At 53.7% G+C, this 15,996-nt stretch carries 10 protein-coding genes and 8 pseudogenes; 9 read left to right on the forward strand and 9 right to left on the reverse strand.

The window, feature by feature from the left end; all coding sequences use genetic code 11:
- The first annotated feature begins 899 nt into the window (after positions 1–899).
- Positions 900–1,346, forward strand: coding sequence for a universal stress protein (locus tag BM348_RS19615; RefSeq protein WP_092907679.1), 447 nt, complete (start codon positions 900–902; stop codon positions 1,344–1,346).
- Between the two features lie 8 nt (positions 1,347–1,354).
- On the opposite strand, the pseudogene BM348_RS22540 reads toward BM348_RS19615, so the two are convergent.
- The 4 genes and pseudogenes from BM348_RS22540 to BM348_RS19630 all read right to left on the reverse strand — a co-directional run.
- Positions 1,355–1,824: pseudogene (locus BM348_RS22540) on the reverse strand (phosphate acyltransferase); the annotation flags it as partial.
- 234 nt (positions 1,825–2,058) lie between these two features.
- Entirely contained in the window at positions 2,059–3,273 is a 1,215-nt protein-coding gene (locus tag BM348_RS19620; protein WP_092907681.1) for an MFS transporter, read from the reverse strand.
- A 40-nt stretch (positions 3,274–3,313) separates the two neighbouring features.
- Positions 3,314–4,933, reverse strand: a complete 1,620-nt coding sequence (locus BM348_RS19625; RefSeq protein WP_092907683.1) for an SLC13 family permease — start codon at positions 4,931–4,933, stop codon at positions 3,314–3,316.
- A 66-nt stretch (positions 4,934–4,999) separates the two neighbouring features.
- Entirely contained in the window at positions 5,000–5,203 is a 204-nt protein-coding gene (locus tag BM348_RS19630; RefSeq protein ID WP_175507272.1) for a hypothetical protein, read from the reverse strand.
- Between the two features lie 318 nt (positions 5,204–5,521).
- Here BM348_RS19630 and BM348_RS19635 point away from each other — a divergent pair, with 318 nt between their 5' ends.
- The 5 genes and pseudogenes from BM348_RS19635 to BM348_RS19645 all read left to right on the forward strand — a co-directional run.
- The gene (locus BM348_RS19635; protein WP_092907728.1) at positions 5,522–5,896 is read left to right on the forward strand and encodes a tautomerase; all 375 of its coding nucleotides are present in this window, start codon (positions 5,522–5,524) and stop codon (positions 5,894–5,896) included.
- A gap of 429 nt (positions 5,897–6,325) precedes the next feature.
- Positions 6,326–6,484, forward strand: a pseudogene (locus tag BM348_RS22545) (hypothetical protein); the annotation flags it as partial.
- A 479-nt stretch (positions 6,485–6,963) separates the two neighbouring features.
- Positions 6,964–7,851 (forward strand): annotated as a pseudogene (locus BM348_RS19640) (hypothetical protein); the annotation flags it as partial.
- Positions 7,852–7,970: 119 nt separating this feature from the next.
- Positions 7,971–8,939, forward strand: a complete 969-nt coding sequence (locus tag BM348_RS20910; protein WP_139231257.1) for a hypothetical protein — start codon at positions 7,971–7,973, stop codon at positions 8,937–8,939.
- Positions 8,940–9,040: 101 nt separating this feature from the next.
- A pseudogene (locus BM348_RS19645) lies at positions 9,041–9,425 on the forward strand (IS5/IS1182 family transposase); the annotation flags it as partial.
- A 25-nt stretch (positions 9,426–9,450) separates the two neighbouring features.
- Here BM348_RS19645 and BM348_RS20920 read toward each other — a convergent pair.
- Both BM348_RS20920 and BM348_RS20925 read right to left on the reverse strand, forming a co-directional pair.
- Positions 9,451–9,543 (reverse strand): annotated as a pseudogene (locus BM348_RS20920) (IS5/IS1182 family transposase); the annotation flags it as partial.
- A 117-nt stretch (positions 9,544–9,660) separates the two neighbouring features.
- A pseudogene (locus BM348_RS20925) lies at positions 9,661–9,777 on the reverse strand (IS5/IS1182 family transposase); the annotation flags it as partial.
- Positions 9,778–10,081: 304 nt separating this feature from the next.
- Between BM348_RS20925 and BM348_RS20930 the strand changes: the two are divergent.
- From BM348_RS20930 to BM348_RS19660, 3 genes and pseudogenes are all read left to right on the forward strand, one after another.
- A complete protein-coding gene (locus tag BM348_RS20930; RefSeq protein ID WP_139231259.1) occupies positions 10,082–10,828 on the forward strand; it encodes a hypothetical protein in 747 nt (248 codons plus the stop codon).
- Between the two features lie 88 nt (positions 10,829–10,916).
- Positions 10,917–11,514, forward strand: a pseudogene (locus tag BM348_RS19655) (transposase); the annotation flags it as partial.
- 619 nt (positions 11,515–12,133) lie between these two features.
- Positions 12,134–13,266: pseudogene (locus BM348_RS19660) on the forward strand (ISH3 family transposase).
- A 570-nt stretch (positions 13,267–13,836) separates the two neighbouring features.
- Here the strand turns inward: BM348_RS19660 and BM348_RS19665 are convergent.
- The 3 genes from BM348_RS19665 to BM348_RS19680 all read right to left on the reverse strand — a co-directional run bounded on the left by BM348_RS19665 (position 13,837) and on the right by BM348_RS19680 (position 15,960).
- Complete coding sequence (locus BM348_RS19665) at positions 13,837–14,244, reverse strand: hypothetical protein (protein WP_092907687.1); 408 nt, start codon at positions 14,242–14,244, stop codon at positions 13,837–13,839.
- A 336-nt stretch (positions 14,245–14,580) separates the two neighbouring features.
- Complete coding sequence (locus tag BM348_RS19675) at positions 14,581–14,871, reverse strand: ParA family protein (RefSeq protein ID WP_092907691.1); 291 nt, start codon at positions 14,869–14,871, stop codon at positions 14,581–14,583.
- A 117-nt stretch (positions 14,872–14,988) separates the two neighbouring features.
- Complete coding sequence (locus BM348_RS19680; RefSeq protein WP_092907693.1) at positions 14,989–15,960, reverse strand: NAD(P)-dependent oxidoreductase; 972 nt, start codon at positions 15,958–15,960, stop codon at positions 14,989–14,991.
- Positions 15,961–15,996: the final 36 nt, after the last annotated feature.

Raw genomic sequence — 15,996 nt, forward strand, 5'->3', positions numbered from 1 at the left:
TCGAACCGCCCTACGAATAGACGGTTCACTGTGCTTCTCTCCTGAGCGACCACGACTCGAGGAACCTTCCCTCCTCGGTTCAGACCTCGTTGCTCACTGTGTTAACCAACGTTCTTGAGTCACCTTTTTGATTGTTGGTTAATCCAATGGGTGTGTACTAGAGTACTGAACTGTGATGCTCGTGTTCTCGTAAGTATGTGGAGCTTTAAGCGGAGAAATCATTGAAATCTACAATGGTAACCGATGAACAGGGTCTAGCTCGGTATCGGTTCACATCGAATCTCGATCTGCCGGAGACGTTCACTGCCCTCGGCATCGAATATTTGGATGTCTCCCCGACTCGTGTAATTGTGATCTATACCCGTGCAATCATCAACATCTAAATTGCTGATGGCCGATTGGATACTGCCCGGGCCCTCGATATTGAAGTGCTCGATCACCCGCCAAAGGCGGGAGGGGATAATCCGACCGAACTCATTACCATGGCCGTCAAGCGAATTTCGACTACTGCAGATTCTGACTACCAACAGATTTCATAGCGCTGCTCGAAGACCATATTGTAGATAGCGATTTATCGAGTTCTCGTTCAGTCATCCAGCTTTGGACTGGTCTTCTTTTTCTGCCGCCTCGAGTCTCATGCGTTCTTGTTATAGAAGTCGGAACGATTTACCAGTGTCTCGAGAGGTACTTTGATCGAAGTTCGGGGTTTTGGACGTTCTAGAGGGCGCCGGGACTACGATAGCCTCCGATTTTCTAATAGGTCGGAAGTTTCTAACAAATTCACCAGATCCTTTCGAAGTAACCGACAACAGGAGTCGTTGCTTCCACTCCGTTGGTTAACACGTACTGCGCCTGTTGTCACGCAAAGATTTAAATTCTGGCCCCCGTATCAATGATACATGGGACTTAGATCAGTACTCCTCGCCAGTCGGCCCGGAGATGAGGGCCATGGGACGAGACTCGCACAGACAGCCGCCGATATCGCGAAGCCCGCAAATGCCCGAGTAGTGGTCGGCCAAATATTCACAAAAGAGGAGTATAAGAATTCGGTAACGAGTCTTGGCTTCGACGACAAATCTGATGTAACGCCCGAACAGTTAGCTAGCAAACACAGGACACTTCGAAATATCGTTGATGAGTTGGACTCCCAGGGGATCGATTACGAATTGAACACAGCCACCGGACCGCATGCCGATACCATCGTCAACCTTGCAGCTGACGCTGACCTTACCGTCATCGGTGGGAAAAATCGAACACCCGCAGGAAAGGCACTCTTCGGCTCTGCTACACAAAAGGTACTCCTCTCCGCGCCGTGTCCCGTCGTCTTCGTGCGTCGTGAGCACTGACCGACTTCTTAGCTTGATTCCCGATCGTCTTCTCCCCGGCCATCAACACTCACTCTCTTATTGTGCGCCGGTACGGCCACGCTAGCGGGGTTGACGATATCCATGATTCTGCCGCCTGGAGAACGTGAGCTAGTCTGTCCATCCCGACGACCAATAGACCGATGGCTTCAACGCCGCCCAGTAGCTGGAAAAGTTTGTAACCGATGTTCCCCGCTTCGCAGTTCAGGGAAACCAGGGTGTTGGCGGGCTGTCGAGTTCCGCGAAGTCGTATGTGCAGTGAGCGTGTCCTCGACAACAGCGGTGTCGGGCTGCATTTTTCTCCCAGTATCAAAGCCCACCAGAGAAACATCTTAGAGTTGCGAGACAGCGTCCCGGGTTTCCTGAGGTCCTAGTTATCGCCGCTGCTGAAATCAGAGTATGAAACTGGTGCCACACGCGGTTCGGCGGTGAATCGGTGGGCGAGTTCTACCATGTGTTTCGTTGGCTAGTAAGAATCCCTCTGGGTCTAAACCCATTGTCGTATACGACAGAATCCGATCTCGTCGATGACCCGACAGGAAGCTATAACACCGGGAAGTAAGGAACAGATCGCGCTGTGTGCTCGTCGGTTTCGTTGTCGAAATTCTACTTTTCTCGGCTAGGAGCCTCGGTAGTAGTCGAGTGTACCTCTGCTGTCTGTCATTGGTGATGACTTCGTTATTGGAAAGTATTGTTAGTCATCACACGGACTGGTGCAGGTTGTTTTGCTGCTTTGACTAGTCTTCGGTGGTGGTGTGACGATAACGCGAACCACAAACAGCAATGAGAGAAAGGACAGTCCTGCAAGTAGCAGCCAACTCATCCGATACCCGAAGCGCTCTGCAATGAATCCAAACGTGGGTGGAGCAAGAAGAGCCCCGGAAGTGAGCGCTAACTGGCCGCCAGCAGTCGCACCGCCCATCTTCGTATTCGGGACGAGCGTTGCAAGACAGGAGTAGTAAACGCCGGTGAATCCGAGAATGAAGAACCCGAGGGCCACGAATACTACTATCGCCGCGAGACGCTGCTCAACAAACGCGACCCCACCGAACAGTACAGTGCTCCCAACAGCTTGAACTGCTAGAATCTTTCCGATCCGTCGGCGCGGCTCACCTGGCAGGGTGTCGCTTAACCAGCCAGTGACGATCCGACCGACACTTCCCGACACCTGTAGTCCCGCGAGGACCAAGCCGCTCACGACGACCGATAGCCCGAGGGACTCGTTGAGGTAGATGATCGTATAACCAACGGTCGTAAACAGTGCCGCACCGAGGAACCACCCCGCTATGCAGAGCGACCGATACGGTCGGTTTCGAAACAAGACGCGAAAGCTGGGGAACTCGGTCGTACGGTCCTCATTGGAAGGGGTATAGGAGATGGCGAAGACTATAGCCACACCGAGCGCGATCGCGGCAGCGAGATAAAACCCCACCTCCCAGAATGCGATCTCGGCCACGTTGGTAAGGAGAACCGCACTCAGTCCGCTCCCGGCAGTGACCCCGACCTGCTTGATGCCCGTGGCGAGATTCTGCCGGTCGACAGAAATATTTCCGAAGATTGCCTTATTCGTCCCAGGCATCGCCGTACCGTAAAGCGAGCCAAGCACGAAGACACCAGCTAGCAGCATCATGTACGAACCCGCAAACGAAACAAGCAGAGATCCCCCTGCGAGACCAATGAGGCCAGCAGTGAGGATCCGGCGTTCGCCGTAGCGATCCGTAATCGCTCCGAACGGGAGCAGAAACACCGCATATCCCAATGTGAGCATCGTGACCGCGAACCCGACTGTTGTTCCAGTAAGACCGAACTCGTCACGGAAAAACGGCGTTGCGGCGAACACGGCGTAGTAACAGATGCTCGCGGCGAGTTGCCACAGGAAGACAAGTGATATCGTTCGGTGTTGTTTCATGTTAGTATACTAGTGGCGGTTACGCTACAGTCCTGCATTTTCACCAGAGGAAGTGCGGCCAGACGAACGTGAACAGTATCCAGATCAGTCCCGTCAGCACGCCAGTCATGATAACGTTGAGGATGATCCCGGTCCGGAGCATGTGGCTCTGCTTGATATAGCCGCTCCCATAGACGATCGCATTCGGCGGAGTTGCAACGGGTAGAGCGAACGCGAAACTGGCCGCGATCGTGCCAGCTACAGAAAGGAAGATGGCAGTCTTGAAGTCCGTCATACCTAGTGTAGCCGCGAAAACACTTCCTAATCCAATGAGGATCGGCACCAAGATACTCGTGGTAGCGGTGTTCGAAGTCATCTCAGTGAGGAAGACGACAAGCAGCACGATGGTAGCGATAATGATTACCACAGGCGTTCCGGTGAGACCACTGAATACCGTGTTAGCAATCCATTCCGTCGTACCGGTCTCCGCGAGGGCTCTCGCGAGCGCGATACCGCCGCCAAACAGTAGGAGCGTCCCCCAATCGATGTCGACGAGTTCGTCCCACTCCATCGTATCCGCCAACACGAGTGCGGGAATCGCCATCACACCCACCATCACATAGTAGAGGAGCCCCTGATGCCCTTCGAGGCCGAAGACGGTCATTCCGCTTCCGCCGAAGAGCGTGGTCATCCACACCTCCGGCAGATACGGACTCAGGAACGCTCCAAGACCACCCAGTACCCAGAGACCGGCCGTGGTAGCGAAGATGATCGCCACCCGCCGCCCACGTGAGTTGAGACTGTCCTCCTCTTCTAAGAATAGGCGTGCCTGTTCCTGTGCATCGTCGACATTGGCGATCTGTGGCGGGTACAGAACGAACGTGAGGAGGTACCAGACGAGCGGCAGCGTAACGAGTACCACCGGGAATCCGACCAGCAGCCAGTCCACGAAACCGATCTCGTATCCGAGCGTGGCGTTGAGCTGTCCGACGAGGACGGCGTTGGGCGGCGTACCAATTATTGTTCCGACGCCGCCGATGCTGGCAGCGTACGCCGTCCCGAGCAACATACCGATCTGCATGTTGGTAAAGTCCTCCGAAGCGCCGATCGCCCCACCATCAGCGACTGATTCCGGAGATATGTCCTTCACGCTTGATTCACCGACAGCGGCGGTACTCTCGCGACTGAGAACCTGTGAGAGAACCCCGACAGCGATCGGCGTCATCATCGCCGTCGTCGCCGTGTTCGAGACCCACATTGACAGTCCTGCGGTCGCGATCATTACGGCCCCAATCAGACGACGGGGTGAACTCCCCATCTTGGCCATCGTGTACAGCGCAATCCGGCGGTCAATGTCGTACTTCTGGACGGCGTTTGCCAGCATGAATCCCGCCATGAAGAGGAAGATGAGGTGATCTGCGAACCCTACGAGTGCCGCATCCATCTCATCGTACACACCGGTGCCAGTGAGGAGCACCGGAATTGACAGCGCAGTGACCGCAAGTGGCATTGTTCCCGTTACCCACAACGAACCCGCGAAAAACATCGTCGCGAGCGTATATTGACCAGCCAGCGTGAGCCCCTCGGGTGTCGGAGCGATGGCGATGAGCACTGTCCCGAGAGATGCCAGGCAGAATTTTCCGAGTCGCTGCTGTACTTCCGTCAAGTGGCCGTGTATCATTGATACAGCCCACCTTCTGGGCCTTAGTTAATAATTATTAGGGTCCGACGCAAATTATGACTGTAATCAGAAATTATTGATGATTGCATTGACCTGTTCGTCGTCAAGTTCGGTAGTGTACAGGTCGAATATCAGACTCCGTCGGGAGATTGAGAGGCCACGAGTTCCGTTTTCGAGCATCGAAAGGTGTGCCTGCATAATGTCGTCTACCTGTCGTTCGACTTCTCGCTGCTCGTACCCGGCAGCAACCCGAAGCAGTCGCCAGGCCATCGGGGAGACCTCCTCCAATTCCGTAGATTCAATGACTTCAGTGTCATCTTTCGTCACTTTCATCACCACCAGTGGTTCCGGCACTCACGGACCAGAGCGCCGGTGCCGAATTAAACGACCAGGACAGCAAGGTACTGATACTGAACCAGACATCCCTGAGACCAACATCAATTGTGATTCTATTTTCACTAAATAATATCATATATCCTCATAGGTGTGTTCGATAATTCACCTAGGACCATTTCTTCGTGGGCAGTAGTAGCCTTTGATACGAGAGAATAGCACAACCTAAAAGGAGGTTACGGAATGATACCGAATATGCCGCTATTACAATTCGACACCTCACTCTCATTATCCGACAAGGAGAAATCATCATTCGCCGAGCAGGTGATGGAGTTCTTCACGACCGAAATGGCGACAACCAGTGGCCACGTCGCGGTGTCCATTCGAAATCGCGAGTCTGCTGATCTGCATCTCGGGCGCGCAGTAGAGGGTCCCGTTCTGTTCCTCAACGCCGATGTCCGTCGAGGTCGGTCGTTGGACCGTAAACGTGCGTTCGCCCTCGCCACGATGGAATACGCCAGCAACGAGTTTGCTATCCCAGACGATAATATGAAAGTCGTATTCACTGAACATCGCGGGCCGGAAATGATGGGTGTAGATCGAATCGGCGACGAGTGGAACTCTGAATGACACCTGATCCATGACCCGGTGATTTGGGATCAAATGACGCTGGTAAGTCTAGGAAGATACTGATTCCCTCCCATGGCAGGAACAACCCCAATCGTACGCGGGGTTGTAGAGCGAGTTCTTGCAGTCCCCTAGGATAACGGACTACATTAATCGACATCAGCGAGGATCCGAAGGGTTACCTAACGCTGCACGGTGGCCGGCAAGGTGTACTTCCGGAACGCCGATCACTCCGCCACACGCGGGCGCTTCGACACACCGATCCGGCTACGACGATCGGTTCAACGAACTTCCCCTGCGTACCTCGTCACGATCGGCTTTGGCGACGAAACCCACGAATCCCGGTGACCGATTGCCTGTTTTTGAACGCTACTGAGTGGTGTGGTACATTCTGAATTGCCACAGTCGTGGTGAACTCGGGCTAGTAAAGAAAGTGTTCTCGGGGTAGGAGAGATCGAATTGGCATCTGCGCTCACCGCTCAAGATCATGGCAATGCACGTTGGGCACTGGGTATACTTCGATCAGCGGGGAGGCTCGCAGAGAAAGATGATGATGTGTCGCGACGCGGTAGAAACCCGAACTGGGATTGAAACGACAAGAGCGGCCAGAGCGACGACGAACGCCGCTTTGTCGCGACGCGGTAGAAACCCGAACTGGGATTGAAACATCTCCGTGCGATCAACACGGACGTCGACCGCTCCGGTCGCGACGCGGTAGAAACCCGAACTGGGATTGAAACTCGGGCCTGCTCTGGCAGGAGGACCTCGAGGCCCGTCGCGACGCGGTAGAAACCCGAATTGGGATTGAAACTTGCATCCTGAACGACGCCGGCGTCGATCGGACCGTGTCGCAACGCGGTAGAAACCCAGAACGAGATTGGAAATGGCGCCTTCGGTGCGCTCTCGTGCTTGAGAACGGAAGAACTGCAGATGTCTGACTAGGGTAACCAACACCACCGGCGAATGCGGCCAATTGTTGGCTACTACTCTCCAGACAACCGAAGAACTGCAGTAGACGTGGTTGAAGCAATGGACCGAGAGGTTTTCCCTCGATACGACCAAGATCTGGTATGCCCTTTACCGCGAGCTGGCGGACGCTCCTCGACGAGTGTGAGGAGCTCGCTGCGGATGCAACACTCATCACGCCGCTATCAGAAACACGCTTCCGCATCACCGATGTCCAAGAGCACCGCATCGTCATCGAGTTCGGCAATTCAGGCGACTCTCAGCCGCTGCAACGCGAGCAGTTTGAAACACTCGCCGAGCGCATCACCGACGCTGGCAGCACGTTCGAACTCGAGCGGCTCCCATCAGATGCAGAACCATATGCCGCGGTACTCAGCCTACATCCTCGCTACGAGATCAACGACCAAGCGGGGACACTCACTGAAACCGACGAGCCGACGACGTCGCAACTCATCAAAGGGACCTCTGTCCAGTCCGCTAACGAGAAGGTCGATGCAGCGGGTCGGACGGAACCTGACCTCAAGGTCTACGCGGATATGCTTCTGTTGATCGACGCGCTCGAACGCCACGATCCGACGGCACTCAAGGAGTGTGCGACTCCCGTGTTGATCAATCTCTATACGCTACTCTCTGACGTCCAGCGCAATGCTGGCGATCTACGGAAGGCGGTCCGTGAAGTACTCCTCGGGCGACTCCATCACGACCAACCGGTTCACGGCCAGTACGGATCGGTCTAGCGGACGAGCCGACGCAATCGCTCGCTGAAGGACGATGAGGAAGTCATCAGTGTGCTCGGGAACGCAGGGATCTCTCGCGAGCGGATCCTTACCGTCGACCGTGAGAAGGTCGACGAGGCGTTAGAGGTGACCGAACTTGCTGAATCAGCAGTTTATGAAATCGACGAGAGCGAATACGTCCGCAAAGCCGACGTTGACGAGGAGCGGAAGGAAACCCGACTGCAAGGCCTGAAGGATCAGCTGGCTCTGCCGGACAGATCTTGACCCGAGCCGACGATCGGAATCTGTATCAACAATCTCCGTCACAAGAGCGTATGTATTTGAATTTTACAGGAGAAGATTAATTACATCCTAAACTAAAAATGATAGATGCTGTGTCAGATCAAGATAGATCAATAAAAGATCAAGGTCGTGAACAAGCATCTACAGGATCTCGCCCATCACATAATTCAGAAGATGACGCCCTGAATAGAAGGGGGGTTGAATATATTTTTGAGACTCCGCAGGAGGTCAGTGGGAAGTCTTCTATAGCGCAGTTTGAGAAGTGGACTTGGACGCGACTCGAATATCTTGCTCGGTCTCCCAGACGAATTCGAATCCTCCGTTATCTCCGAAACAACTCCGAACAGAGAGAAACAATATCTGAAGATCTCGATATTCCTCAATCAACACTCATTCGAACTCTTAAGGAGATGACAGAGTACGGCTGGATAACTAAAGTTAGCAGCGGTGAATATACTGTCACTTCGATGGGTTCGGCAATCGCAGATATGTTTGGGGATTTTTATATGAGATTTGAGGTGGTTGCGAGCCTATCTCAACTGCATAAACTTTTACCGGAAGAATTAATGGAGCAAAATCCTTTTAGTAAAGATGACTTGGGAATTATTAATCCATCTGACATTATAACATGTATAGCTACACCAGATTCCCCGTATGCTCCAATGCAGCGATTTGCAGAGAAGTTCCGAACAGCAGATGTTAATAATATATTTTTAGGAGTGTCAAATCCATTATATTATAATTTAATTAGCAAGTCTATTAATAATAATTCAAGTATAAAATTATTCATTCCTCGAGAGGTTGGAAGGGATATTTTTAAAGGGAATAGGTTGAATCAACCCTTATTTAATAATTCAATATCTGTCTCCTTTACAGGAAATAAATTCCAATACTGCGGACTCACAACGGATGATTCACTCCTAATTGAAGGCCTAAATAAGGATATGAAATCCCAAATCGTTGTAGAACTGCCTCGTACATATGATACTGTCGAAGACTGGACTAGCTATATTATCTCCCATTTAGAAGAGAAGTCAACATCAGTTGAGAATATCAATTAATAGTTATTACTCAGAGGGTGTCATAGCTGTACTTCCGAGGTTTAGCTTCGGCGAGTGTGTCATAGAAAGCCTCACATACGAGGCAGCAGGGTGCGCGAAGTGTGTCCAACACAAGCGCAACCCTGCAAGATGTAGCTTCGGTCGACGACTTCTTGAATGTCGCGGCTACCGAGACAGTGCCGCTGTTCGAGCACCTTGAGTTCGAGTTTCTGTTGGAGTACGAGTTTACCAGCCACCGGATCTATTTCGGGGCTTTCTCCACTGCTACTACGGAACGTCTACGGCACACGCCCTGTCACACGAGAACTCCAGCACAGCCTCGTCTGGTACTACTGCAGACTCGACAAACCGCCATCCAGAGACACGGTTGATCGCTTTCTCACCGACCTCGAACACGTTATTAACGATGTCTTCAACAGGCTTGTCGAGCAGGCCGCGAATGGCGGCCTTCTCGACTCCACGTACTCTATCGATTCAATGGCCGTGGTGAATCGTTAGATGTAGCTTGATTTCACGGGTTCAGAGACTGCTTGATGTTGTGAACCGCACACATCAGGATGAGTTCACAGAATTCACCGTACCAAGTTCGCGCACGCTCGGCGATAGTGAACCAGGAAAGCTATTGAGGAACTCTGTCGACAGATCTCGCAAATGCCGTTACGTCCTGCGATTTTTCGTCGCTCTTCTCTCGATTCCTCAAAACCTTCTCCGGAGTACTAACGCCGAGCGTGCGCTTGATCGTCAAGAAGACGGTCTCACACATCGATCGTTGGCGGTAGTGAGGCCCATCAATCCGCGCGTTGTGCGCGTGGTCGATGGGCCGGAACTCACGATGTTGGCTCTGGTGAATTGTCATACAGCGTCGGGTTTTAGCAGTAAGAGGACGTTGTGAGAACGCCCATTCGCTTCGTCACTACTGAAATCCTCGACATCATAGTCGAATCCATCCCAATATGCCGCCTCGAGTAACGTAGTTTCCACCGAAGCTCTCTGCCGTCTAGCGATTCACCAAAGTTTATATAAGTAAATGTGTCTCATGTGTTGGACTATTCATACATTGGTTATTCCACTTAGAGATATGCTTAAGCTGTGTGTAATTCCACTGAATAAACTTATTATTAAAGGTGATTAGTTACAGTTGTATGGAAGATCAAGACCATACAGATCCACGTCGTCGAAACGTTCTCAGACTCATCGGAGCAGGAACAATCGCAGGTCTCTCCACTGGTGCCGTTGGAACTGTAGCTGCAAATGATGAAGATGAGGAGACGTACTCCCCTTTCACACGGGAGCAACGCAGAGAAATGCGCAGCGCGCTTCAACAGAAGGCAAACGAAAGCTTCCGTGAATCAAGTGAAGGGGTATCAACGCAAGCAACGATCCCCTCTTGGATTCCTGGCCTTCCGTCCGCAATTCCGTTCAATTGGTGCTTAAAGAACATTCCGCTTGCACCAGAATTCTGTGCGTTGGCAAATTCACCAGTTGCTACTGGTTCGTTTGATTGTAATGGCGCCCAATACAACGGGATTTCGGTCTCGGCTGGGCTCGCTTACGGACCTAGTGTCAGTATTGATGGTGATGATTTCACTGGAGATATTCAGCACGAGGTGAGCATGGAACTGTTATACGATCCCGATAACGATTGCTTCGCTCTTAAGTTCTCATCTGGTGGAGTTGAGGGTTGTACTGGACAGACCTGTATTTCTAGTCTTCCTAGTCCTACTGAGTCAATTACTAACCTGATGAACGAACTCTACGACATGAGCTATGATTTCGCCGAGGAAATGTATGATCGACTTGGGTATACACCTCCGTCGACAGTACTTATTGTAACGGCTGTCGTCATCGCTGCGATTTTTGCGTTCTCAGTTGCTTCCCCTGTACCGTGATGCCCAACATTTGTGAGTGCTGAAATCACTATTGAGGACGCTGTCTAGTTGTCAGCCTTTGCTTCCTCTTTCCTTTATCCATGTGTGGGAGATGCCACAAATAACAGGGGAGATCGGCCTTGACGCAGTCGGTCTTCCCTCGCCATCCACGTTAAAGCGTTCGACCGGATCAGCATGAGCGTCTGCTGAGTGTTGCTGCGCCAGTCGGCGCATCTACATGATCCATCCAAACACAACACGATCGACGTCACATTCTACGAACGATCGACTGTGTGCAGAAGGCTGAAAGTCACGAAACTCGCCGACACAGAGCCCCAGCTATTCTTGACGTACACTGCCCGACGAATCGAGAAGGCAGCGACGTAGACCTCGCCGAGTAGATCGCCCGCATTCCGGCGGGAGATCTGAATTCTCTTGCTGCCGACAAGGTCTATGACAAGCAGTCACTCCGCGATTTCGACATCAGACCGCTGATCAAGCATCAGATCTTCGCATCCTACAACCACTCGCACACCGCCAAAACCGACGAAGAACGCTACAATCAGCGCTCTATGACCGAAACCGTGAACTCGGATGTCAAGCGCCCGCTCGGCTTCACCGTGCGAGCACGTTTCTGGTTCCGTGAGTTTCGAGAGATCGTGCTGATGTGTGTCGTTCATGGCATCACCCAGTCTCTAAACCCATGAATCAAGCTACGTCTGGCAATTCGTTACGGCCGTTAATCATCATATATTAGTTAAGCGCTTTTTTGAGGTGGGGGCTACTATAAATCCCAATGAGAACTATAATCCGGCTCACTATATACACCAACGCGAAGATAAGACTTGATACGGGATTGTAGAACATGAATAGAGTGTACATACCAAATGTTAGTATTGACCAAAGAACTCTAGATTGTATTAAACTATTTATTTGATTCATATACCCCCAATATTGAATAAGATATGGAAGACCAGCACCGAGCACTAACGCTGGACATATTCCGAGTAACAACGGTAATATAGTTGATTCGGGTGTTGGGTCAAGAGTAGCAAGTTGAAGTGCAGCTATAACCCAAAATATTAATATAAATGAAATAGTACTTAGCACGACCTGTGCAAATCCAAGAAGAAATATTCTTGTTTCAGTAAAATCAACTGAGTCTATAGAAAACATTTGCTGAATTTTTGATTTTACCATAATGTACGTATTTAACACACTCTCGGAAATATTTTTTTATAAAATATATTATCGACACTTCCTAGTCGGCGTGAACAGCAGAACTGAAGCGTCGCTCTGATTGAGGAAGATATCCAGTTTAGAAGTGTGTTAGAACTACCCGAACGGATGGTGGTCTTTCGGCAGCAGACGTGAAAGATGTGGTGGTTGAGGTGATCGGACAACTCCCACTCCGAGGAATCGAGGAGTCGCCTCTCGATTCCGCCGATATCCGGCCTGTCGTCACCATGGCCAGTGCCAACCAGTCGTCTGTCTGGGAGGACCCCAGACGGACGACACGCCTGCGATGATTTTGTCATGGACTGGCTCACACCCTTCAGCGTGAGAAGTTCGAAATGGCAGCAAACATCCTGTTTCGACACCTTTCCCTGACGATTTTCGATCCTGACCGGTTGAGAACCGTTTCCATCGGCTTCGTCGATACCCCTACCCCGAATCTCTTGACCAAGACAGCGGTGAACTCTGTACAACCACGCCAACCGACGGTACCACGACCTGCCACCGTTACTGCACCGCGTATGTCGTCTCCAACGGAAAGCCAGTGACACTGGCGCTCTCCTGCGCCTGCAGCGACGAGAGGGAGGCCGACACGGTAGAGCGCGTACTCGACCGCGTCGGCACCTATCCCTTCGAGATTGACCTCTTGCTCGCTGATCGCGGCTTTTACACCGAACAGGTGTATTCGTCGCGCACGCGACCTAGCGACGACAGTGATCCCTGTTAAAGGAAGGGCGAGCGTATGAAGGACAAACATGACGACCTACCCATGTACAAGGACAGCGAGCGGGAACTGCGCTTCCCGCTCGCAGTGTCTGTCTCCTACCAGAACGGTGATCGCAGAAAGCACGGTGAAGTTGTCCGGGGGTACGTGGCGTGCGATCTCGAAGATCGCACGTCCACGCAGGTCGAACGCCGCTATCGGAAACGCTCAGCAATAGAGACGAGTTACCGGCTGTTTCGACAAGCGCGAGCAACAACGACGACACAGGATCCACTCGTCCGGTTCGCGTTCGTGATCGTGAACTTCCTACTGGAGAACCTCTCTTAGTGCTGTGATGGGCGGTCGTCCGTCCGCGGCGGGGCGGGCGCGACCTGCCTGGGCAGTTCACATTCACGACATTCTGTGACTGGATCCGCCACGAACTGGAACAGAGTTAGGGCGGCGGTGGAAGATCAAAATGAACGGCATCGGTATCCCTGACGCGTACGCCTCGGCCTAGCGAGTCGTCAGCAGCAGCTCTCGTAGAAATCTCTTCGACAACCACTCTAATCACTGTCTCTGTTTCATTCAGACCGACGCTTCAATTCGCTCAGCTACCGCTCCGAGATTGAACGGCTCACACCAACTCAATTCGGATTCCGAATTCTCGATTGGGAAGTACCGAGTATGAATATCTGGTTGTAGAGCAAGCTAATCAAGACGAGAACAGTCAGGTGGCCACGGGCGAGCGTGAGCCAATTCAAGTATATAAATCGCATAACGCTCTATAAACTCAGGGCGCGTCTCTCAAGCACCGTCGTTTTCCTCTCCGTGGCTGCCACCCCGACGCAGTCATGCATTTTCTACTGCACTAATTTGGGGTTTAGTTCAGTACTTTCGGTCAGACGGTGCGATCAATCCCACAACCGGACAGTGCACGAAAAGGGTGTAAGCCCCCTTTATTACGGGACTGCCCCCACAATCCCGTGAGTGCTGGTTTACCAGCACTCATGTGTTGGCGCTAGTCGAATGTCATTCTTTCGCGTGATTCGGGAGACAGTCACGATGAATTAGATTCTCGAGTCTGTCGCTATTCGATGTCGTATCCCCACTCACGGAGTTGGCTCGCGACCTCTTCCGGATGCTGCATGGCGACCAGATACGCTGCTTCTCGAACGTCAAGCGCGTAGACGTCCTCGCCGAGGAGGTCTTCGACGTCGTCTTGGAGGTCGCGCTCTCCGTTGACGGTCTCGCCCCGGACGTGCATCTGGATGATCTCCGGCCGGTCGGACTTGACTGTATCTCGGCGGTGGATCCACGGGAGCGAGTAGCCATCACTCGAGTCGCTGCCAGTGTCGTCGGTCGGCTCAAGGTCCGTCTCTTCGGCGGGTTCGTCGGGATCGAGGAGATCGTGGTTGACTCCCGTGTCCGCCGACTCTTCGCTCTCGTCGCCCTCACTGTCATCACTTAGGAGGTCGTCGCCGGCGCCGGGCTTCATAGGTCACCCTCCGCTTCAATCGCTGCGGCGAGTTCGTCGATCAACTCGAGCGTCTCGTGTTCTCGGTCGGGTACTCGGTCTCGGTGTTCGTCTGCGAATCGGAACGGCGAGCACTGGTGTTCCCATGCTCCGTCGAACAGTGCGCCGCGGATCGGAATCTCGACCGGACGGGGTACTCGAATTCCTGGAGGGTTTCGAGATACGTACGCTGGGTACCCGACCGCTTGTCGACTTGTTCGGGACGACAGCCAGCACGCCGATGTCGATCCCCAGCTCGTCCTCGAGGCCACGGACCAGTTGCTCGAGTCCGGCCACCGACCAGTTGCTCGAGCCCCACTACTGACTGCTTCCCTTTGCCGTCGCTTCCGCCGGGACGACGAGTGAGCCGCTCGCTCCGATCGCGTTGTAGAGGCCAGCGCCCTCGATCCGGGACGGATCGACGATGACCACATCATACTTCTCCGCGACGCCAAACTCGACCAGTACTTCACGGAGTCGTGTCTGGGGATCGAACGCCTCGCCCATGTCGTTAGCCATCTGGGCGACGCGGTCGAGGAGATCATCGAGGTTCGCGAGGGCGTTGTGCGATGGGACGATATCGATCCCGTGGTCGGTGGTCTGGATCAAATCCTTGAACGGGCCCTGTGGTCGGTCGATCAGATGACGAACGAGGTGGTCCCCATCCGAATTTACGCGATCATCGTTGACGTCGAGTTTGGGTGTTCGGCAGCGTGACTCGTCGACTCACTCCGGGCTGTAGACGACGTTCTCGAGCGCGTCTCCCTCCCCGTCCTCGAGCGCAGCCACGTTCGTCGCGACGATGTCGGCCAATCGGTCCCAGTGTTTCGGCGTGTGACCGCCGGTGTGGGGGGTGAGCAAGCAGTTCTCGAGGTCCCAGAGCTCGTGATCGCTCGGGAGCGGTTCGGGATCGGTGACGTCCAGCGCCGCCCCGCGGATTCCCTCGAACTGCAGCGCCTCGACGAGCGCGTCGGTGTCGACGATGCCGCCGCGGGCCGCGTTGACGAGCACGGCGTTCGGCGGCAGCGTAGCCAGCGCGTCCTCGTCGACGAGCCCGCGAGTGAGGTCGTTCAGCGGGCAGGCGAGGACGACGTAGTCGCTGCGCGAAAAGGCCTCGTGGACGTCGTCCTCGTCGAAGCCGAGCACCTCGTCGGTCGGGCCGCCCTTCTCGGGCGTGTAGCGGATGCCGATCGTCTCCACCTCGAAGCCCTCGAGGCGCTTTACGACCGCCTGCCCGATGGAGCCGAGGCCGACGACCGTTACGGTGCTGTCGGTGAACTCGTACGACTGGAAGTGGCGCCACTCGCCGTTTCGCTTGCGCCGCCAGCCCTCGTGGAGGTTGCGCGCGAAGACGAGCATGTTGGCGATCGTCTGCTCGGCGATTCCGGGCGCGTGGATCCCGCCCGCGTTCGTCACGGCGACGCCGTGGTCGGCCAGCGCGTCCATCGGGACGTGGTCGGTGCCGGCGAACGTACAGGCGAACAGCTCGAGCCGATCGGCTTCCTCGAGCAGTGCCTCGTCGATCGTGACCCCGGTGACGACCCGCGCCTGCGGGACGAGTTCGTGTTCCTCCTTCGGCGTCCGCGCGAGCGCGACGGTGTGGTCGGGCAACCGTTCGCGGAGGATCTCGGCGTACGATTCCATCGACAGTCCTTCCGTCCCCTCCCGTAGAACGACGATATCTGGGTTCGTGCTCATGTGTGACGCGCGTCGGAACGACGCGATACCCTACGG

Origin of the sequence: Halostagnicola kamekurae (assembly GCF_900116205.1) — an archaeon.
In the GTDB taxonomy this organism is placed as follows: Archaea; Halobacteriota; Halobacteria; order Halobacteriales; family Natrialbaceae; genus Halostagnicola; species Halostagnicola kamekurae.